Origin of the sequence: Gordonia sp. PDNC005 (genome assembly GCF_016919385.1) — a bacterium.
Classification (GTDB): Bacteria; Actinomycetota; Actinomycetes; order Mycobacteriales; family Mycobacteriaceae; genus Gordonia.
The window spans coordinates 3,428,193-3,446,694 of the sequence record NZ_CP070351.1 but is presented as its reverse complement, the minus strand read 5'-3'; the positions used below and the strand labels follow the sequence as shown (position 1 = coordinate 3,446,694).

Annotated in this window: 21 protein-coding genes; 10 read left to right on the top strand and 11 right to left on the bottom strand. The window is 65.9% G+C overall.

Annotated features, from left to right (window positions below; all coding sequences use genetic code 11):
• Window positions 1–69: 69 nt before the first annotated feature.
• Window positions 70–276, bottom strand: a complete 207-nt coding sequence (locus tag JVX90_RS16625) for a CsbD family protein (protein ID WP_008382003.1) — start codon at window positions 274–276, stop codon at window positions 70–72.
• 76 nt (window positions 277–352) lie between these two features.
• The gene (locus tag JVX90_RS16620; protein WP_205329791.1) at window positions 353–892 is read right to left on the bottom strand and encodes a DNA starvation/stationary phase protection protein; all 540 of its coding nucleotides are present in this window, start codon (window positions 890–892) and stop codon (window positions 353–355) included.
• A 151-nt stretch (window positions 893–1,043) separates the two neighbouring features.
• Here JVX90_RS16620 and JVX90_RS16615 point away from each other — a divergent pair, with 151 nt between their 5' ends.
• Window positions 1,044–1,910 (top strand): MerR family transcriptional regulator, encoded by an 867-nt coding sequence (locus JVX90_RS16615; protein WP_205329790.1) that lies wholly within the window; start codon window positions 1,044–1,046, stop codon window positions 1,908–1,910.
• A 14-nt stretch (window positions 1,911–1,924) separates the two neighbouring features.
• Here the strand turns inward: JVX90_RS16615 and JVX90_RS16610 are convergent, their stop codons facing one another.
• Window positions 1,925–3,079 carry a globin domain-containing protein gene (locus JVX90_RS16610; protein ID WP_205329789.1) on the bottom strand — a complete coding sequence of 385 codons (1,155 nt, stop codon included), beginning with the start codon at window positions 3,077–3,079 and terminating at the stop codon, window positions 1,925–1,927.
• A gap of 126 nt (window positions 3,080–3,205) precedes the next feature.
• Between JVX90_RS16610 and JVX90_RS16605 the strand changes: the two genes are divergently transcribed.
• Together JVX90_RS16605 and JVX90_RS16600 are read left to right on the top strand one after the other, a co-directional pair.
• On the top strand, window positions 3,206–4,321 hold the full coding sequence (locus JVX90_RS16605; RefSeq protein ID WP_205329788.1) for an amidohydrolase family protein: 1,116 nt from the start codon (window positions 3,206–3,208) through the stop codon (window positions 4,319–4,321).
• A gap of 47 nt (window positions 4,322–4,368) precedes the next feature.
• Window positions 4,369–5,238, top strand: coding sequence for an SDR family oxidoreductase (locus JVX90_RS16600; protein WP_205329787.1), 870 nt, complete (start codon window positions 4,369–4,371; stop codon window positions 5,236–5,238).
• On the opposite strand, the gene JVX90_RS16595 is transcribed toward JVX90_RS16600, so the two are convergent.
• Entirely contained in the window at window positions 5,223–5,792 is a 570-nt protein-coding gene (locus tag JVX90_RS16595) for a TetR/AcrR family transcriptional regulator (RefSeq protein WP_205329786.1), read from the bottom strand. The genes JVX90_RS16600 and JVX90_RS16595 overlap by 16 nt on opposite strands.
• Window positions 5,793–5,886: 94 nt before the next feature.
• Here JVX90_RS16595 and JVX90_RS16590 point away from each other — a divergent pair, with 94 nt between their 5' ends.
• A complete protein-coding gene (locus JVX90_RS16590; protein ID WP_205329785.1) occupies window positions 5,887–6,753 on the top strand; it encodes an oxygenase MpaB family protein in 867 nt (288 codons plus the stop codon).
• Complete coding sequence (locus JVX90_RS16585) at window positions 6,750–7,277, top strand: DUF4334 domain-containing protein (protein WP_205329784.1); 528 nt, start codon at window positions 6,750–6,752, stop codon at window positions 7,275–7,277. The genes JVX90_RS16590 and JVX90_RS16585 overlap by 4 nt, the downstream gene beginning before the upstream one ends.
• A 1-nt stretch (window position 7,278) precedes the next feature.
• Here JVX90_RS16585 and JVX90_RS16580 read toward each other — a convergent pair whose 3' ends face one another.
• Window positions 7,279–8,523 carry a solute carrier family 23 protein gene (locus JVX90_RS16580; RefSeq protein WP_205329783.1) on the bottom strand — a complete coding sequence of 415 codons (1,245 nt, stop codon included), beginning with the start codon at window positions 8,521–8,523 and terminating at the stop codon, window positions 7,279–7,281.
• A gap of 96 nt (window positions 8,524–8,619) precedes the next feature.
• Between JVX90_RS16580 and JVX90_RS16575 the strand changes: the two genes are divergently transcribed.
• Both JVX90_RS16575 and JVX90_RS16570 read left to right on the top strand, forming a co-directional pair.
• A complete protein-coding gene (locus JVX90_RS16575; protein WP_240193931.1) occupies window positions 8,620–9,081 on the top strand; it encodes a type IV toxin-antitoxin system AbiEi family antitoxin domain-containing protein in 462 nt (153 codons plus the stop codon).
• 286 nt (window positions 9,082–9,367) lie between these two features.
• On the top strand, window positions 9,368–10,588 hold the full coding sequence (locus JVX90_RS16570; protein ID WP_205329782.1) for a DegT/DnrJ/EryC1/StrS family aminotransferase: 1,221 nt from the start codon (window positions 9,368–9,370) through the stop codon (window positions 10,586–10,588).
• 4 nt (window positions 10,589–10,592) lie between these two features.
• Here JVX90_RS16570 and JVX90_RS16565 read toward each other — a convergent pair whose 3' ends face one another.
• Window positions 10,593–11,438, bottom strand: a complete 846-nt coding sequence (locus JVX90_RS16565) for a sulfurtransferase (protein WP_205329781.1) — start codon at window positions 11,436–11,438, stop codon at window positions 10,593–10,595.
• A 38-nt stretch (window positions 11,439–11,476) separates the two neighbouring features.
• Window positions 11,477–12,391 (bottom strand): TIGR03564 family F420-dependent LLM class oxidoreductase, encoded by a 915-nt coding sequence (locus JVX90_RS16560; protein WP_205329780.1) that lies wholly within the window; start codon window positions 12,389–12,391, stop codon window positions 11,477–11,479.
• Between the two features lie 151 nt (window positions 12,392–12,542).
• Between JVX90_RS16560 and JVX90_RS16555 the strand changes: the two genes are divergently transcribed.
• The gene (locus JVX90_RS16555; protein ID WP_205329779.1) at window positions 12,543–13,763 is read left to right on the top strand and encodes an oxygenase MpaB family protein; all 1,221 of its coding nucleotides are present in this window, start codon (window positions 12,543–12,545) and stop codon (window positions 13,761–13,763) included.
• Window positions 13,764–13,771: 8 nt separating this feature from the next.
• Here JVX90_RS16555 and JVX90_RS16550 read toward each other — a convergent pair whose 3' ends face one another.
• A complete protein-coding gene (locus tag JVX90_RS16550; protein ID WP_205329778.1) occupies window positions 13,772–14,428 on the bottom strand; it encodes an NAD(P)H-binding protein in 657 nt (218 codons plus the stop codon).
• 399 nt (window positions 14,429–14,827) lie between these two features.
• On the opposite strand from JVX90_RS16550, the gene JVX90_RS16545 reads away from it, so the two are divergent.
• Entirely contained in the window at window positions 14,828–15,460 is a 633-nt protein-coding gene (locus tag JVX90_RS16545; RefSeq protein WP_205329777.1) for a hypothetical protein, read from the top strand.
• Here JVX90_RS16545 and JVX90_RS16540 read toward each other — a convergent pair.
• Window positions 15,451–16,401 (bottom strand): hypothetical protein, encoded by a 951-nt coding sequence (locus tag JVX90_RS16540; protein WP_205329776.1) that lies wholly within the window; start codon window positions 16,399–16,401, stop codon window positions 15,451–15,453. The genes JVX90_RS16545 and JVX90_RS16540 overlap by 10 nt on opposite strands.
• Window positions 16,398–16,925: an ImmA/IrrE family metallo-endopeptidase gene (locus tag JVX90_RS16535; RefSeq protein WP_240193930.1), complete on the bottom strand. Its 528-nt coding sequence runs from the start codon at window positions 16,923–16,925 to the stop codon at window positions 16,398–16,400. The genes JVX90_RS16540 and JVX90_RS16535 overlap by 4 nt, the downstream gene beginning before the upstream one ends.
• A 42-nt stretch (window positions 16,926–16,967) precedes the next feature.
• On the opposite strand from JVX90_RS16535, the gene JVX90_RS16530 reads away from it, so the two are divergent.
• A complete protein-coding gene (locus tag JVX90_RS16530) occupies window positions 16,968–17,801 on the top strand; it encodes a hypothetical protein (RefSeq protein WP_205329774.1) in 834 nt (277 codons plus the stop codon).
• Window positions 17,802–17,815: 14 nt separating this feature from the next.
• On the opposite strand, the gene JVX90_RS16525 is transcribed toward JVX90_RS16530, so the two are convergent.
• Entirely contained in the window at window positions 17,816–18,226 is a 411-nt protein-coding gene (locus tag JVX90_RS16525) for a helix-turn-helix domain-containing protein (protein ID WP_008382090.1), read from the bottom strand.
• Window positions 18,227–18,502: the final 276 nt, after the last annotated feature.

Sequence of the window (18,502 nt, the reverse complement as noted above, 5' to 3'; positions counted from 1 at the left end):
GGTGGTCCGAATGCCACGAGGCGGCGGGAACCGTCCTCCCGCCGCCTCGTGTCGCAGTGCTGTCGTCGACTACTTGTTGTCGTCGCCTACCAGCTTCTCGGCGATCTCGTTCGCCTTGTCCTTCACCTTCTCGACACCCTTGTGGATGGCGGAAGACGCCTGGTCGGCCTTGCCCTCGTTCTTCAGGTCGTCGTCGCCCAGCGCAGCGCCGGCGGTCTCCTTTGCACGGCCCTTGAGTTCTTCGGCCTTGTTCTCGAACTTGTCCTGAACGCCCATGATCTTGTGGTCCTTCCGTGGATCTTCTGTGGTGAGGTGGTGAGGTTTGTGCCGCGCCCCATCGGGGAGCGAGGGGTCAGCGAGCTCGTGCGGCGGCAGCCGTCTCGGTGTGCTCGCCCTGTCCTGCGATGGCGCCGGACTCGTCTTCGAGGTGTGCGCGGACGAACCACTGGAACTTCTCCAGCTCGCCGGTCTGGCCGATGAGTAGATCCTCGGACACGGGATCGAGGTCGCCCAGCGCGGCGATGGCGCCGCGATTGCTGGCGATCAGACCGTCGTACACCTTGTTGAGTGCCGCGAGATGGGCGTCGGTCGTGTCGCGAAGGAGGCTGTAGTCGTCCCAGTCCCGGTCGGCGACGACGTCGCCGGCCCGGCCGCGAGGAGAGGCGCCCATGGCGGCGATCCGCTCGGCGACTGCGTCCGCGTAACCGCGCACGAGCTCGACCTGAGGATCGATCATCTCGTGGACTGCGATGAACGACTTTCCGACGACGTTCCAATGCACGTGTTTGAGGGTCAGATGCAGATCGTTGTACGCCGACAGGCGCTTCTGCAGGATCGCGACAGCCTTCTCGGTGTCGTTCGTGCTGAGCCCGGGGATGCTGAATGCGGTCATGTGTTCTTCCTCCTTCAGCTTGTGGCGGTGAGGGGCGGGATCTCGTCCCGTCGATTGCCTGTTGGGCCGCCGACACCGAAAACCTTACACAAATATCCATGTTTGTCTAATGTTTGGGGTGATGCGAGAATGCACGGGGAGGTGATCGCCCATGTCAGAGGGGCTGCGGATCGGCCACGTCGCGCGCGTCGTGGGCATCCCGACGACGACACTTCGAGCCTGGGAGAAGCGATACGGGATCGTCGTACCGGTCAGGTCGGGGTCGTCGGGCTATCGCGGTTACCTGCCGGCCGATGTGGACCGTCTACGGCACATGCGGGCATTGGTCGAGTCGGGAATCGCACCGAACCGAGCCGCAGCGATCGTGGCCACCACCCCCAGGGCTGAGGAGCAGTCCGGCCCGAAGCTCCAGGGACTGCTCGACGACCACGACGCGCTGGTGCGGGCCGGCGCCTTCTACGACGGAGCGGAACTCGACGCACTACTCGATGCGGCGTTGGCCGAACCCGACGTCGAAGAGGCTCTCGAACGATGGCTGATGCCGAGCATGCGGGCCGTCGGCGAAGCGTGGGCGAGCGGGCGGATACCGGTGCTCGTCGAGCACTACATAGCCGCCGCCGTGATGCGTCGGCTCGGGCGACTCTTCGACGCCGCACCGGCAGTCGGACCACGGGTGGTGGTCGGCCTGCCGCCAGACTGCCATCACGAGATCTCAGCACTCGCCTTCTCCGTCTGCCTGCGCAGACGCGGCGTCGACGTCCTGTACGCGGGTGCCGACGTGCCCCTGGACAGCTGGCGGCGACTCGCCGCCGAATGGGCGCCGCGCACCGTTGTGATGGTCGCAACCATGCCCGACGACGCCGTGAACGCGAGCGCGGCCTGCGCGGTGTTGCACGACGCGGGTGTCCCTCAGGTGTACGTCGGCGGGAAGCACGCCGTCGACGTGCCGTCGGCCATCCCGCTCCCTCTGTCGATGTCGGCGTCGACTGAGGTGGTGGTTGCCTCTCGACTCCGCTAGCAGGGCAGATGCGGTCAGTTCAGCGGATCGTGGAGGATGCGGTCGGGTGAGACGCCGGACGCGCGCAGCTTGAGTTGGGTGTGGAACACCATCGGCGCGGGGCCGGAGAGCAGGACTTCGTGCTGGGTCCAGTCGCTGTATCCGGCGACGATGTCGCCGACCCGACCGAATCGGAGTTCAAATCCCCACTGGCGTGGATCGGCGGAGTCGCCGATCCACCACGGGTCGTCGGGTGTCTCTGCGACGGCCGTCACCCGGAGCCACGGGTTGGTCGACGCCAGCTGGGCGAGCACGCCGAGTTCATACAGTTCACCCGGGTGGCGGGTGCCGTAGAAGATGTGGGTCGGAGGTGAGTCCGGGCGGCGAGCCATCTCGAGCAGGACCGCGCGCAGCGGCGACAGGCCGGAGCCGCCGCCGACCATGAGGACCGGACGGTTGCCGCTCACCTGCATGGTTCCGTGCCGCTGGCCGAAGCGCCACACGTCGCCAGGCTTCGTGTCGCGGACGATCGCGCCGCTGAACAGTCCATTGGGGATCGCGTGCACGTGGAACTCGAGTTCGCCGCGGTCGTTCGGCGGCGTCGCCGGAGACAGATTTCGCCACAGATGCGGATGCTGTGGAATCTGGACTTCGGTGTACTCGCCGGAGCGGTACGGCATCCGCGGGCCAGTGGGCACCAGGCGAACGACTGCCCGTTCCCGGTTGATCTGGAACTTCTGGACCACGCGGGCGTGCCAGACCGCGGGCCCCTCGACGCTGTCGGCCGCACCGCGCATGACGCCGGTCATCAGCATCATCGCGTGCGACGTCGCCTCCTGGGCTTCGGGGGACCATCCCGGGCCCAACATGGCGGCGAACTCGGCCATGAGTGCGTCGTACATCAGCCAGTAGTGGTCTGAGATGACGCCGAACTTGCGGTGGTCGCGTCCGAGTTGTGCGAGGAACTCGATGAGTTCGGCGTGGTCGTCGTCGTTCGCGATCGCATCGAGAACGTGGTCGACGACCTGCGTGAACGTCGCTCGCATACGACTCATGTCGCCGGGGAACAGCTCACGTAGGAACGGAGTCTCGGCGAACAGCCGATTGAACACGCCGACGGCGAAACGATCGGGATCGCGAGCGATGCGTTCACGAAGGACGGTCAGCACGGGCTGCGCGGGTGAGCTCACCGGCGACGTCCTCCTCAGCTTCTCGACCGACTGTTAGTACTAGAGGGTAACGGTCGGGGCCGACACGACACGTGAATTGAGCCGGTGGCGGCATGTGTCGTCGGACGCATATGGGACCCTGAATCGGTGGTGACATTGAGTGGAGTGATCCCAGGGATCGTCGACGCTCACGTCCATTTCTACGACCCGATGCGATCAACCTGGGCGCTGTCTCGGTACGCGCGAGTGGCGACCATGCCGCTGATCAAACGGTTCCCACGCCCCGCGCTGTGGGTGTCCGGGATGAAGGCCCGGCGTTCTGAGATGCGGATGATGATCGACCCGAGCATCGTTCGCTCCCCGTACGGATCTCGACAGTACGGTGCCGAAGCCGCTGGAATCCGGCGCGTCGCCGGTGTCGGCGTCAGCTCAGTGGTCCACATGGAATCGCACTGGTTCGGCGATAGTTCAGATGCGGCGTCGTCGTTCGCCGAGACGCGTTACGTGACCGGTCTGCCGTTCGGCCACAACGGAATCCCTGATCTCGGTGCGCTCGTGATCGCAGGTGATCCGACCCACGCCGACTTCGGTGCGTCGGTCGAGGAGCAGATGCGCTACAGCCCGCTGGTGCGTGGTGTCCGCTACAAATGGGCGCGGCACTCGGATACGCAGGTGATGCAGTGGCGCCGTGAGTCAGGGATTCTCAGCACCCCGTCGTTCCTACGCGGGTTCGAGTCGATCGCCGAGAACGGCCTCGTCTTCCATTCGTTCGCCTACTCTCACCAGTTGGGCGAGCTCGACTTCCTGGCCAGGCGATTCCCCGAGACGACGATTGTCATCGAACATCTCGGGCTGCCGGTCGGGGTGTTCGGCCCAGTCGGGTCCGGGGCGGGAGCCACGGCTGCCGCCCGTGCCGAGATCCTGAACCTGTGGAAGGAGCGGATGAGCATGCTCGCCGCTCGATCCAACATCATCGTCAAGGTGTCAGGGTTGGCGCTTGGTCCGCTCGGTTACGGCCGCGAGACGGCAGGCAACATCGGGGGCCGCGACATTCTCGCCGAGATGATCGGACCACTCGTCCTGCATGTTGTCGACAGGTTCGGTCCTGAGCGGGTCGTGTTCGGCTCGGACATGCCGATCGACAGGCCCAACGCCGCGCTCGACGTGGTCGTCGGCGCCCTGCTCGACGTGGTCGGTGATCGTGGTGATCACCTCCTGGCTCATCTCTTCGCAGAGAACGCCAAGCGCGTCTACGGAATCTGAGTCCGGTTGGACTACCGACCAGAAGTGAAACGTGTTCTAGTAGCGGTATGGGTGTGTATGTGGTGACCGGGTCGGCGTCGGGCATGGGAGCGGCGGTCGCGCAGCGCCTGCGGGACGACGGCCACGACGTGATCGGCGTGGATCTCGCTGATGCCGACGTGACCGCGGATCTGTCGACGCAGGGCGGGCGCATCGCGGCGGCCCGCGACATCCTGACCAAGGTCGACGGACCGATCCACGGCGCGGTTCTGGCTGCGGGGATGGGTCCGCGGCGCGGACGAGAACGCACGCTCGTCGAGGTGAACTACCTCGGTGTCACCGAACTCCTGGAGGCGCTCAGGCCGCGCCTGGCGCAGGCGCACAACGCGAAAGTTGTTGTGTTCGGATCGAATTCGACCACGTCGACGCCGTTGGTTCCGCGCGGAGCGGTCCGTGCCCTGCTCGCGGGTGATGCAGGGAAGGCCGCCCGGATCCTGTCGCGTCGAGGCCCGTTGTCGGCGCCCGCGTCGTACGCGGCATCGAAGATCGCAGTCGCTCGCTGGGTCCGTCGGACATCGGTGACGGCCGAGTGGGCGGGTTCGGGGATCCGCATGAACGTGATTGCACCCGGGCCGGTGATGACACCATTGCTCGCGGGGCAGCTGTCGAGCCCAACCGGCAGTCAGGTGAGGTCGTTCCCGGTGCCGGCGCGTGAGTACGGCACCCCAGCGCAGCTCGCCCAATGGGTGATGACGATGCTGTCGCCTGCGGCCGACTTCATGGTCGGATCGGTGATTACCGTCGACGGTGGGACCGAGGCACTCCTGCGGCCCGACGACTGGCCCGCTCGACTACCTGGGCGGCTGCTCCCGCGCATGGCGTGGACCATGTATCAGGCGCCGAGGCGCGGCCAGGTGGCCGACTACTCCGACGTCTGATCCGCGCCGGTCATCGTCAACGCGGCAGCGGTGAAGGTGTCCATCGCCCACTTGAAATCGTCGAGTGACGGCTGTGTCGAGTTCTCGAATCCGGTGAGAAGCAGCATTGCGGTCGACGCGAGGCGGTCGGCGGTGGCCTCGCCGAACAGTTCAACCCCCATCTCGGCGATGGCGCTGCGCCTGGCGTTCTCCACGTCGGCGAGGGCTGCGTGCACCTCGGGGTCGTTGGCTGCCCAGGTGCGGATGGCGCGCTCGGTGGCGTGCGGCAGGGTGAGTGCGATCGAGATGAGCGCGCGGATGCGTTCGTGGGGGTCGGCGACACCACGGGCCGACTCCACGAGGCGGTCGGTGGCCTCGACTCGCCAATGTCCGATCAGTTCGGACTCGAAGGCCTTCCAGTTGCGAAACGAGTGGTAGAACGCGCCGGTGGTGACGCCTGCTTCGGCGCAGACCGCGGCCTGCTTGAACCCGGAATAGCCGTCACGGGCGAGCACCGTCATTCCTGCGTCGAGAAAACGGGAACGCAGCTTGTCGGGTTCGGCTGACGTCTCCATGAATGGGATTCTGTCACGTCGAGTTCGGTCAATCCCTTGCGAACCGCCCGTAAGTAAACTTATGGTGAGTGGACGGCCTAGGAGAGGACCCACCATGTTCAACCCAGATCGCAATGCCGGGCTCGACCCGCACCGCGACTACACGGAGATGTACCGGAACATGTCCATGCTCGACTTCCCGTGGGACTTCAACCAGGCGCTCAGCTTCGCGCTGTTCCGGACGTACGCGGTGCCCAGTGTCGGGTCGCTTCTGGCGGCCTCGGGCGGATTCGACGACACGCAGAAGCGGTATGACGACACCGGGCTGCTCCTGGAAGCCCCGCTGGTCTGCGGGTTCGCGTCCCTTGACGGCAAGGCCGCGTTGCGTCGAATCAACCAGATGCATCACCGATACGACATCTCCAACGACGACTTCCGATACGTCCTCGCGACCTTCGTCGTGGTGCCCAAGCGGTGGATCGACGACCACGGTTGGCGCAAGCTCAGCTACGACGAGGTCGTCGCCGCGACGAACTACTACCGCGAGCTCGGTCGCCATATGAACATCAAGGACATCCCTGCGACCTACGACGAGTTCTCGACACTGCTCGACGAGTACGAGGCCGAGCACTTCGCCTTCGACGAGGGCGGACGTGCTGTCGCCGACATGACGCTCGACCTCCTTGCGACCTTCTACCCGAAGCCGGCGCGTCCAGCAGTCCGGGTGTTCTCACGCGCGCTGATGGACGATCCACTGCTCGACGCATTGCACTACAAGAAACCGTCCGCCGCCGTCGTAGCGTTGAGCCGACGGGCGATGCGTGCACGAGCATGGTTCGTTCGCATGCTGCCGCCGCGGCGCACCCCGATGGGCTTCGGCGACAGTCGCCGAGTGAAGTCGTACCCCGCCGGATTCGAGGTCGAGAAGCTCGGCACGTTCCCGGGCGGCTGTCCGGTGAAGCACCTGGAGGAAGCACGATGACGATCACCGTCGCCGACCTTCAGGCCGGACTGCCCAACGCCGACGCGGCCGCTCTCTACGACTCGCTGCCGGGCGTCGGAGTCGACGACGTCCTCGGGCAATGGCACGGCTCCGAGGTGCCCACCGGTCACCCGCTCGACGGGTTCCTCGCAGTGAGCGGCTGGTACGGCAAACGCTTCGACGACGCCGATCATGTGCACCCGCTCCTGTTCGGCACACCCGGTTCGTTGTTCCCGGTCAACCCGGGAGCGATGCCGCTCCAGACACTCGTGAAGTTCGGCGACCGGCTCCCGCGCCCGAAGATTCCGGGTGTCGGCGTCGGCTTCGCCTTGACGAGGACCCGTCGGCACCGAGCCCGACTGCGTCGTGTTGAATACCGCGGCGTGGTCAGCACGAGCATGGTCTACGACCAACTGCCGATCATCGATCACTTCCGCGCGCTCGACCAGAACACGCTGTTCGGTGCGATGGACGTCCGCGGCTCGACCGAGCCGTACTTCTTCCTCTTGGAACGCGACTGGTGAATCAGTCGGTCTTGAGGTCGCGTGCCGCAGTGAGTAGACGCATGCCGTGGTAAATCGCGAGTGCGGCGATCGAACCGAGCGCGATACCGGTGAACATGAGGTCACCCACCTGCCACGTGAAGTTGGCGATGCCGATGATCAGCGGGATCGCGGCGGTCATCTGATTGATCGGCTTGGAGAAGTCGACGTTCGCGGTGAGCCAGATCCGCACACCGAGGATGCCGACGAGGCCGTAGAGCACCACGGTCGCGCCGCCGAGGACACCCGGAGGGATCGCCGAGATCACAGCGCCGACCTTCGGGCAAAGAGACAAGAGGATCGCCGCGATCGCGGCCACCCAATACGCGGCCGTCGAGTAGATGCGGGTCGCCGCCATCACGCCGATGTTCTCGGCGTAGGTCGTCGTCGCCGATCCGCCGCCCGCGCCCGCCAGGACGGTCGCGACACCGTCGGCCATCAGCGCCTTGCCGGTGATCGGATCGAGGTCGCGGCCGGTCATCTGCGACACCGACTTCACGTGGCCGATGTTCTCGGCGATCAGGGCGATCACGGCGGGTAGGAACAGCGGGAGGACTGACAGGTTGAACGACGGCGCGTGGAACTCGGGGAATCCGATCCAGGCGGCGGACGCGATCGCCGAGGTGTCGACGTCGCCCTGGGCCAGCGCGATCAGGTAACCGACCACGACGGCGAGGAAGATCGCCAGTCTGCCGACGAGGCCGCGGAAGAACGCGAGTACCGCCACCATCAGCACCAGCGTGATGAGGCCGACGACCGGGCCCTTCTCGAAGTTGTCCTTCGCGGCGGGCGCCAGATTGAACCCGATCAGCGCGACGATCGCGCCGGTGACGATCGGCGGCAGGATCACGTCGATCCAGTGGGTTCCGAGGAGGTGGACGACGGCGCCGATCGCGATGAGCACCAGGCCGAGCACGATCAGGCCGCCGAGTGCACTGCCCGTGCCGTGTGCCGCGACTGCGCCGGTCACCGGTGCGATCACCGCGAAGCTCGAGCCGAGATAGCTGGGGAGCTTGTTGCCGGTGATCACCAGGAAGGCGATCGTGCCGATGCCCGAGAACAGCAGCGTCGTCGACGGTGGGAAGCCCGTGAGCACCGGGACGAGGAACGTGGCGCCGAACATCGCGACCACGTGCTGCGCGCCGATTCCGATCGTTCGAGGCCAGGACAAGCGTTCGTCCGGGGCGACGACCGTCGCGTCTGCCGGGACGGTCTTCCACGTCAACATGCGTCGGAGGTTATCCGACACGCCCGAGGGGCGGCAGTGGAACCGCAACGGCGTGGCGTGCGTCCAACGAGTATGGGGGCAGAACAATCGGTCGGAGTGCGTGCTGCGCGCTTTCTTGCCGACCACGACGGCGTCATCACCACGGCTCAGGCTCGCGATCTCGGCATGACAAGAGGGCAGTTGCGCGCGCGGACCGAGAGGGGCCTGTGGGTAGCGCACGCGCGGTCGACGTTCCTGTCGGCGGAGCACCGGATGACTGACATGGCGCGGGTCCGGATCGTCGCGAACGGCTACGCCGGGGCAGTCGTCGACAGGACTGCGGCGGCGTGGTTGCACGGTCTGACGAAGGTGCTGCCCGACGAGGTGACGCTCTCACTGCCGCGGAGCTCGCACGTCGTCGACTCGTGCACGGTGCCCGCGTCGGTGTGTCGCCGTACCGTCGCTCGGCCCTCGAACGGAATGCGGGTTCGCGGGGAATGCGGACCGCCCGACGGCTCCTGCGGTCCGCGGAAGATCTGTCCGAATCGGAGTTGGAGCGCAAGTTCGTGCGGTTCTTGAACAAGCACGGCATCACGGGGTGGACGAACTCGTTGTCGGCCATCGGCTGGGTGCCGCTGATCTTCGTGGAAACGCCTCGAGTTCTCGCCCGACGAAGTCGTGATCGAGCTCATGAGCACCCTTGACCTCCGCCGAAACGTCGACTGAATGTGTTTCGAGTCGGAGTCTTAGCGATTTCCCTACGAGATATTGACGCTTCGCCCCGTTCCCGACGACACGAATCGGGGGTAGTTCTGGATGAGCAGCCGCTGATGGAGCGGCCGCTGAGCCTACAAAGGGACGGAAGATGACACAAGTGTTCTCGGGCACGTCGGAGCAGGGCGTCCATGACATCGAGCCGATGACCGTCAACGGTCGAGCCGCCGATCTGAGCCTGCTCGCGGATCGGGTGATGCACCGTCTCCCACCGCGGCCGGTGATGGTTCTCGACGTGCCCGGCAATGAGCAGCTGCGGCACATGGGGACGCGTAATCCCCTCTGGAAGCGGAAGTCGATCGTCGACGTCGGAGGTGTGGTGACGGCGGTTCCGGCCGCGCCGTGTGATCGTCTGCTCGCGGTCGAGGAGATCGGGCCCATCGAACGGGCCGTCCACGACGTGCTGGTGACCGGATTGTTCACCGCGGGTCCCCAGGTCGCGGAGTTCGAGCACGCGTTCGCCGGATTCCACGGAGTGGTGAGCGCGGTCGGAACAGCCTCCGGCACGGATGCGCTCGTCGTGGCACTGCACGCGGTCGGGGTGGGGCGCGGCGACGAAGTCGTCATCCCGTCGAACGCGCCGCACACGACCACTAACGCCGTCTGTCTCGCCGGAGCGACTCCGGTGGTCGCCGATGTGGGTGACGATCACCTGCTCGACCCTGAGTCGGTGCGTGACGTGCTGACCAAGCGCACTCGCTGCATCGTCCCGATCCATCTCAACGGCCGTGCCGCCGACATCCGTTCGATCAGCGCCGTTGTTGCAGGCACCGCCGTCGCGATCGTGGAGGACGGCGGTCAGGGTATCGGTCTCGACGGGTTGGGGGTGTGGTCGGACGCCGTCGCCGTCGGATTCGACGTCGAGAAGAACCTCGCCTCGTGCGGGCGCTCGGGCGCGGTGCTCACGAACAGGTCCGACGTCGCCGAACTCGCGCGCAAACTCAGTCTCGACACCCCTATGGACGACGTCCAGGCGGCAGCGCTTTCGGCGCGGCTGCCTCATCTCTCACTCAACAACCTGCGTCGATCGGTCCTGGCGTTGCGCTACCTCGACTGGCTCGCGCCGCTCGCCGACACCGGGTTCATCACCCTGCCCGAGCGAGTCGACAACCACGTGTGGAACCAGTTCGCAGTCACCCAGGACACCCGGCTCGCGGCGCACACCGGCGAGACCCTCGCCCAGCGCGGTGTCGAGACGTCACGGTCCGGGAACGTGCTGCGTCTTCCGATGTTTCCGAGTCTCACGATCACCGAGCAGGATCACGTCGTCGCGGCACTGTTCTCGGCCGCCAAGGCCGGTCTGCGAGGGTGAGCGGTCAGGGAAGAGAAGTCTCAACCGGGCGCGTCGGGTCGGACGACCACTGGGAGTACGAGCCGGGATAGAGCGTGGCGTTGATGCCGGCCACCGCGAGCGCCGCTATCTGGTGAGCTGCGGTGACACCCGACCCGCAGTAGACCACCACATCCTGCCCGGAGGTCACGCCGAGATCCGCGAATCGGGCGCGGAGTTCGGCTGGGGACAGGAAGCGGCCGGACGCGTCGACGTTGTCCGACGTCGGCGCGCTCACCGCGCCCGGAATGTGTCCGGGGCGCGGATCGACGGGCTCTACCTCCCCGCGGAACCGTTCCGTGGCGCGAGCGTCGAGCACAATCGCCGAGGTGGCGGCGACGTCGTTCATGTCGACGGTCGGCAGGGCTCCTCCGGGCAAGGCCACGGTGCCGGTCCGCGGCTTCGCGTCGCCCTTCGACACGCGCATACCGGCGTCCTGCCACGCATCGAATCCGCCGTCGAGGATTCGCACGTCGGCGACTCCCGCCCAGCGCAGAAGCCACCACGCCCGTGCCGCGGACATGCCCGCGTTGTCGTCGTAGACCACAACCGGCGAACCGAAGTCGACTCCCCAACTGCGGGCTGAGACCTGCAGTCGTTCGAGGTCGGGGAGGGGATGCCGGCCGAGTGCAGGATCTGCGGGCGCAGCCAGTTCGGTCTCAAGATCAACGTAGACGGCACCGGGCAGGTGACCGTCGCGGTAGCGTTCGGCACCGTCGTCCCGCCCCAGCTGCCAACGGATGTCGAGCACCGCGGGCGGCCGATTCGATAGCATCGATTCGACGAGATCCTCGACGGTGATCAGTACGGCTTGGTCCGAGGCGTCAGGCATACGATCGAGCGTAGCGAGGCGCGTGCTGACGGCGGCCCTCAAAGGGTGCGGAGCAGTGCTCGAGTTCGGGCGCGGGTCTCCGCATCGCGGTCGAAGAGGATGCCGACGTACTCGTCGACGCCGAACGATGCCAATTCGCGGATCTTATCGGCGACGGTCGCCTCGTCGCCGATGATCGCAGCGTCTGCGGGCCCCGTGAAGCCTTCGCGGTCGAGCATCGCCTTGTACGACGGCAGCCCGTCGTACATGGCGAACTGTCGTCCGGCCTCGGCTCGCGCGCCGTCGACGTCGTCGGTCACGCTGACCGGCAGCATCGCGACCGTGCGGACCGATCCCTCGGGTCGTCCGGCGTCGGCCGCGGCCTGCCGGAGTGTCGGGACGATGTGGTCCCGCAGAGTCTTGGGGCCGGTCATCCAGGTGACGGTACCCGCTGTGCGACGGCCCGCGAGGTCGAGCATCTTGGGGCCGAGTGCGGCGAAGTAGACGGGCGGCGTCGGGACGTCCACCAGCGAAAGCTTGCCGCGAGTGGTCACGAGATCGCCTGCGGCACTGACTTTGTCGCCCGCGAGAAGAGGCAGGAGCCCGTCGAGATACTCCGAGGTGCGTTGGACGGGCTTCGCGTACGGCACACCCCACATGCCTTCGGTGACCACACGGTGGCTCAATCCGAGCCCGAGATTGAGGCGGCCCCCGATGATCTGGTTGACGGTCAACGCCTGCTGAGCGAGCTTCATCGGGTGCTGCGACTGGATCGGGAGAACACTGGTGCCGAACTCGATTCCGGGCACTTCGCGTCCCGCGACCGCGATTGCAGTCAGCAGATCGGGTTCGTTCGGCATCTGTGTGGACCACACGCGTGCGAAGCCCTCGTCGTGGAGTCTCGCGAGATTCTCGATCGACTTGTCGAGGGACAGGTTCTTCGCATTGATCGTCCAGACGACGCTGACCTGCATGTTGATCTCCATGTGTGTGGGGCGGGCTGTGAAGTCGACAATACTTGTGCTGGGCGAGCGTCCGAGACGGAGTGCTTGTGACTGGCCCGGAACACGCCTGAGACGAATCCGAGCTGGCGTCTCACGCGGTTCGGATCTATCGTCGTCAGGCATGAGCGTCGAGTTGACTGTGTCTCCGCAGCACCAGAAGATCCGCGATCGCGTGAAACGATTCGCGCGTTTCGATCTGCTGCCGTCCGACGACGTCGCCGAAGCCTTCATCCGCGGGCACTCGGAAGGCGACCCCGTCGCAGAACGATTCGTCGCCGAGACCTACCACGGTGAGATGGGTGGCGAGAAGGCACGAGCACTGCTCGACGAGGCGCTGCGCGTCGGAATCGCCAACGTCGCCGATGCGCCGGAGTCGATGCGTGCGCTCTTCGCCGAGTTCGAGACGATCCCCGACTGGCTCGACCCGGACCTCATCGAACAAGGCGCGGCAGTGTGGCGGCGCTGGGGATACAGCCTCGGGGCAGTCGGCAACGCCGGAACGATGGACACCTACACCGAGGCGTCGCTCGCCGTCCCGCTGTCGTTGTCGGGCGGCTACGCCGGAGCGTCGGCCCTTCACCGGTACTTGGAGACGAGCCGTTGGTGGCTCGAAGTGTGTCGCCCGGGCGCGGTTCTGACACCGGGATCAACGGCGCGTGAGGTGTCGCTCAAGGTGCGGGTGATGCATGTGTCAGTGCGAGCGCGCGTAGCGGCACACCCGGAATGGCGATCCGACGTCCATGGTCTGCCGATCAGTCAGAGCGAGATGATGCTGACCCTCCTCGGCGGCAGCGTCGGCCCGGCGCTCGGTCTGTACGCACTGGGCTTCATCACCAGCCCGGCGGAGATGCGAGCGGTGTTGCACTTCAACCGCTACCTCGGCCACCTCGTCGGATGCCGCGTCGACGACATGTTCCCCGCGACAGTGGGCGACGGCGTGCGCCTGCTCTATTTCTTCGACGCCACCCGCAAGCACGACTCCGGCGACCTCGGGCCTGAACTCGTCGAAGGTTTTGTGCCGTCGTTCGAGCCTGCGGAGTCGGTGCGAGGCTTCCAGCGGGTGCGCACTCTGTTCCACCTGCACCTGCAGGCCGGGTACACGAGGCTGTTCATGCTCCCCTGGAACCGTAGGAACTACCGCCTGCCCAGCGGGCTGCCGGGCCTGGCGTTCATGGTGGCACGAGCGCCGCTCATCGCCGTGGTCGAGCTGTTACGCCGAGTGATCCCTGCTGTCGACCGCGCCGAACAAACCGTCGCGATGCGCAGCTGGCGCCGTTGGCACGCGTGGCACATCGGGCGACGCGAAGAGACTTTCGACGCGTCGAAGGCGCTCCGCCGCTAGGTGAGGAATCAGAGCGCGGCGAGAGCGACGTCGATGGGGACGGAACCGTCGGTGAAGGGGATGTTCTGACCGATCGTGGACGTGCCGGCGAGTGCCGCTGCGGCTACGAGTGCGACGTTGGCACGCGAGGTCCCGGGGAGATTCGACGCCCGGATCGCGGCGGGATCGATGGTTCCGGACGGCTCGTCGAGGGTGAGCGCGCCCGGCATCAGGACAGTCCAGTCGAGATCCGATTCGCGGAGGGCGACGTCGGCGGCGGCCTTCGCCTCGGCGTAGGCGAAGAACGAGTTGTCGCTGGGCACGCCGTGGTCGATGCCGGCTCCGAGGTACGACACCATCACGAAGCGGTTGACGCTCGCGTCGCCAGCGGCGGCGATGGTGCGGATCGCGGCGTCTCGGTCGACGGCGTACGTGCGGGCCGGGTCACCGCCGCCTGCTCCCGCGCTCCACACCACTGCGTCGAAGCCGGACAGGGCGTCGGCGATCTCGTCTCGGGTCGCGGTCTCCACGTCGAACACGAGTGGTTGTGCACCTGCGGCGACCACTGCATCGGCCTGGGCCGGATTGCGAATCACTGAAGTCACGCTGTCGCCGCGTTCACTCAGCAAGGGGGCGAGGAGGAGTGCGATCTTGCCGTGCCCGCCGATGATGATGATGTCAGCCATGAGTCAACGGTACTGAAGGACAAATATCGCTGCAGGCTTGGCTGTCGTTACATCAGATGCGGGTCGGCAAGGATGTAGTCCGATCAGGTGTCGTTCGAACAGGTGAGGTAACGGTTCAATAACGACATTTATCAAATCGTGTGCCGAACATCACATACGGGAGCATCGTGGTCCGAACGGACGACTGAATCGTCGGTCGGACGTACTCCCACTCAGATCGCTAGAAAGAAGCAGACAATGGCAGAAGGACCCATCCGCCTGGAGATCGACATCCTCGGCCCGATTCTTGAGCACTTGAGCACCGGCTCCGCCGGCGGTAGCAGCGAGTAGGTCTCAACCGGATTCAATGCAGTCGGGCCGCTCCGCCGTGAAGGTGGAGCGGCCCGACTCGTATCACCGATGCACACCACTATTCGAGCCCTCGACCGCACCCTGCTGCCCGACGTCATCAGGGTCGCCGAGCAGGGCATCCGAGACATTCCTCTGTATCGCTGGCTTCTCGGTGAACACATAGACGACCAGAGCAAACGTGAATGGCTCGCGGAACTGATCCTGCGACCTCTGTTGAACGCGGACTGTGTGGTCGGGGCCCACACTTCCGACGGTGAGCTCATCGGCATCGTCGCGTGGCAGCCACACGATGCGAATCTGTCACCCGACGGAACGCCGCCGCTGACACCGGCCGACGTCGACGTCGCGGCTGCGACGCCGGGGCTGCGTGAGCGGCTCGTGGAGTTGTGGACCTCACCGCCGCTCCCGATGCCCGCCGAAGACGCCGTCAACTGTGTGTTCACGGCGGTCCTGCCTGATCACCGCAGAGGTTCACTGGTCCTCGACATGATGGAGACGTGTGAACAATTCTGTACGGAGAACAACCGCCCGTTCTACGCGTGGACGGGCTCGCCACACCTGCGGGACTGGTTCGTCAGCGGCTGGGACACCACCTGGTTCTCAACAGTCGAATGGAATGGCGTGGCCTACTACGGCGTCGTCTCCGATCGGCCGCCGAAACCGCATGCGCGTCACCGCTGAGACTTGTTGAACTCCCGTGAGACCATCCGCACCCAGGTGCGATCCGACAGCACATCCGGCGTCGACAACAGATCGGGATCGATAGGAGTCACCTCGGAGTCGTGTAGCCACGCAGCCACAAGGACGGCTCGTTCCTGCGGTGACAGCGCGTCGACGTCGTCTAGCTCGACGATTACAACTCCCGCGCCTGCATGCAGGTAGAGGCCGTCGAGAATCTGCGAAACGCGGTCATCGGCGCGAAGGACCGGGGTCGCTGACTTGTAGTCGGCAGACGCGAGCTCCGGGTGCGCGGTCAGCAACATCTCCGACAGCCGTCCGCTGATCCGCAGATCGAACCGAGCGAGGAACCAGGACTCGATCATCACCGACGAGCAACCGAGGCTCATCAGCACGATCGCGGTCGCCCACCAACTGGTACCGGGGTCGGGGTTGGCGGGATCGATGATCAGCACAACCATCGCGACTGCGAGACCGAGGAGATAGAGCGCGATGGCTCGTCCGAGGGCGTGCCACGCGATGTAACGCACGCCGACGGCCAGGGAGAACAGGCCTGCCACGATCACAAAGGCGGAGCCGAACGCGGCTTGTCGAGTGACCGCGATTAGAGCGATGTCGACGAGGACGACGACGGGGACCGCGATTGTGAGGACTGAGACGGTCTGCCTGTCCACTGCGGGCCACGCCGCGATTGCGATGATGGCGGTGGCAGCCGCGACGACAACCCAGAGCGCGATGAAGACCAATTGTGGGGTTGTACTGCCGATCGGGCCGATCACCACCTCAAGGGTGGGAGTCCGGACGGTCGCGGCAGCGGCGACTCCGATTGCCGCGATCATGACAGCAGTGCGGGCGAGTGACGGCGGCCGGACGGTGAGTCGACCGATCCGGGTTCCGACAGCGGCCGAGCAGAGCAGAGCGATGATCCAGGTTGCCCAGGTCATCCAAGCGCCTCGTCGTAGCGCAGCAACGGGCGCAGGGAGTGCCGTTTGTCGAGTTGACCGAGTCTCTGCAGCAGACGGGCGGCGAACGCCTCCGCCTCCCACTCCTGAAGTTCGAGGTCCTCATCCAGGGCGGCTTCGGTCTCCGAGGGCTCCTCGCCGCGGAGCATGTATGCGATGAGGTCGTCTTCGGCGGCGACGGCCGCGCCTTCGGCCGCGGTGCCCGGGTGCCGGAACACGACGTGACCGAGCTCGTGGGCGAGGGTTCGGGCCTCACTTGGCAGTGACCGTGCGAGCACGATCTCGTCGTGATTCTCGTACTCGCGCCGTTGGCCCCAGACACCGGGTGCAAGGTCGTCGACGGCCACGATGACGGGTCGGCCGCGGCTCTCGCCGACAGCGTGCACGATGTCGAGGAGACTGCCGGCGTGCTTCTGAGCGGCGACGTCCAGCACGGCGTCTACGGCCGCATGAATGCGGCGGTGGGAGCGTCGCGCTGGCGCAGAACTCGTACCGGAATCGGCCATCTCACTGATCATATCCGCGGAGACAGGAACTCCGCTCGTGCCGTGTTGACGCGAACGCGCCCGGCTCGCGCCGAACGGAAGCTCATGGCGCCTGCCCCCACGGCGACAGCGGCGACTCCGCCCACTCCCGCTGCGGCCGCGACATACTGGCTCGCAGTGGCCGACGAAGGCGAAGGCAGTGCAGTGACGGTGCCGGGGATGTCTGCAGGCGACGCGGGCTCGGCGACCGTTGAACGGTCTCTGTCGCCCGGGGCTGTCTTGTCGGCCGGGTTGCCGGGCAGCGGGCTGGAGCCGACAGACGGGACGCTTCGGTTCGGGACATGCCGACTCGGCGGGTTTCTCGGGTTGTTGTTGCTGCCTGGAGCGACAATGCCGGAATCCGAACGCTTTGTCGTCGGGCGTGGCTTCACTGTCCGGTCCGTGGTCAGCGTGTGGGTGACGCCGGGGCTCGTCGGGCGGCCTGAGGTGCTGGGGCGGGTGGGAACGATGACAGGACCGTTGTCATCGTCTGTCGATTCCGTTGAACTCGTCGTCGCCGAGCTCGACGGATCTGAGCTCGTCGGGTCGTCGGTGTCCGTCGGATCCGGCGTCTCCGTGTCGATTGTCAGGACGGGACCCGACGTGGTGGTCGTTGTTGTCGACGTCGTGGTCGGTGGTGTCGTCGTCGGATCGTCGTCGGAGCAGTGGTGCCCCCACGAGTGGTGGTGGCAGTGGTGCGACACCGGCGTCGCGGCTACCGCTGGCGGCGCGGCATCGGCGAATGTCGGCATGCCGGCCTGGACGCCGACGGCGAACGCGACGGCACCCAGAGCGAGAGCGCCGCGCACGAGGCGACCCATCCGCATCACAGCATCACCTGGTTCCGTCGTCGTCTGATTGTGCGGGCGCGATTATTCGTTCGGCGTTGCGGGGAGACCCTCGCCGCGGCGGAGCTTCTCGGCCATCGCTGTCAGCATCTCCTGCGACTCTTCAGAGAGGTCGAAGGCGCGAGCCGAGAGACGACGCAGGCCGCGTCCGCGTAGCTGCGCGAGGACTTCGAGGTCGTGATCGATCTTGGCCGCGTACACGTCGTCGTAGAAGTAGTCGGGCTGAACCTTGAAGAATTTGGCCAGTGCGACGACGATCTCGTGAGACGGGTTGGTGCGGTGTCCGTTCCGCAGTTGCGACATGTAGGGCTTTGAGATCGAGTGGCCGGCGGCCGTCAAGGACGCGACGACCTCAGAGTTGGTGTGGGGACGACGCCCCGGAGGGTGCACCGTCTCGAACAGTCGGTTGAGCCGATCTGCAAAGCCGTTGTCCATATCGCCTTCTGGTCTAGTCGTGTCGTGTGTTCGTCCGACACGCGGCAGCGCCTCGGTGAACGGACCTCATTGCAAGCTACCAGAGGGTATCACTCTTTGGTAGCCGCCTGTTCTCGTATGGCAACTTGTTGGCAATTCTGATCCCATCCGCTCGGAGTCATGAAACCGCCACGTCAAAAAGGTTTCCGAGCACTCCGCAGGAGCGCCGACCGAGAGGATGAGCGACGGGTTGGCTAAGAATCGACCCTCCGAATCGGTCGACTTTTTCGCCTCATC

Bases quoted from the DNA above. Each gene is read 5' to 3' on its own strand.
- JVX90_RS16560 (WP_205329780.1), bottom strand. From the start codon at position 12,391: ATGCAGGTCAGCGTCGTCTGGACGATCAATGCGAAGAACCTGTCCCTC.
- JVX90_RS16540 (WP_205329776.1), bottom strand. From the start codon at position 16,401: ATGACCTGGGCAACCTGGATCATCGCTCTGCTCTGCTCGGCCGCTGTC.
- JVX90_RS16525 (WP_008382090.1), bottom strand. From the start codon at position 18,226: ATGGACAACGGCTTTGCAGATCGGCTCAACCGACTGTTCGAGACGGTG.
- JVX90_RS16615 (WP_205329790.1), top strand. From the start codon at position 1,044: ATGTCAGAGGGGCTGCGGATCGGCCACGTCGCGCGCGTCGTGGGCATC.
- JVX90_RS16565 (WP_205329781.1), bottom strand. From the start codon at position 11,438: ATGCCTGACGCCTCGGACCAAGCCGTACTGATCACCGTCGAGGATCTC.
- JVX90_RS16590 (WP_205329785.1), top strand. From the start codon at position 5,887: ATGTTCAACCCAGATCGCAATGCCGGGCTCGACCCGCACCGCGACTAC.
- JVX90_RS16600 (WP_205329787.1), top strand. From the start codon at position 4,369: ATGGGTGTGTATGTGGTGACCGGGTCGGCGTCGGGCATGGGAGCGGCG.
- JVX90_RS16550 (WP_205329778.1), bottom strand. From the start codon at position 14,428: ATGGCTGACATCATCATCATCGGCGGGCACGGCAAGATCGCACTCCTC.
- JVX90_RS16595 (WP_205329786.1), bottom strand. From the start codon at position 5,792: ATGGAGACGTCAGCCGAACCCGACAAGCTGCGTTCCCGTTTTCTCGAC.
- JVX90_RS16585 (WP_205329784.1), top strand. From the start codon at position 6,750: ATGACGATCACCGTCGCCGACCTTCAGGCCGGACTGCCCAACGCCGAC.
- JVX90_RS16555 (WP_205329779.1), top strand. From the start codon at position 12,543: ATGAGCGTCGAGTTGACTGTGTCTCCGCAGCACCAGAAGATCCGCGAT.
- JVX90_RS16545 (WP_205329777.1), top strand. From the start codon at position 14,828: ATGCACACCACTATTCGAGCCCTCGACCGCACCCTGCTGCCCGACGTC.
- JVX90_RS16580 (WP_205329783.1), bottom strand. From the start codon at position 8,523: ATGTTGACGTGGAAGACCGTCCCGGCAGACGCGACGGTCGTCGCCCCG.
- JVX90_RS16620 (WP_205329791.1), bottom strand. From the start codon at position 892: ATGACCGCATTCAGCATCCCCGGGCTCAGCACGAACGACACCGAGAAG.
- JVX90_RS16570 (WP_205329782.1), top strand. From the start codon at position 9,368: ATGACACAAGTGTTCTCGGGCACGTCGGAGCAGGGCGTCCATGACATC.
- JVX90_RS16625 (WP_008382003.1), bottom strand. From the start codon at position 276: ATGGGCGTTCAGGACAAGTTCGAGAACAAGGCCGAAGAACTCAAGGGC.
- JVX90_RS16535 (WP_240193930.1), bottom strand. From the start codon at position 16,925: ATGGCCGATTCCGGTACGAGTTCTGCGCCAGCGCGACGCTCCCACCGC.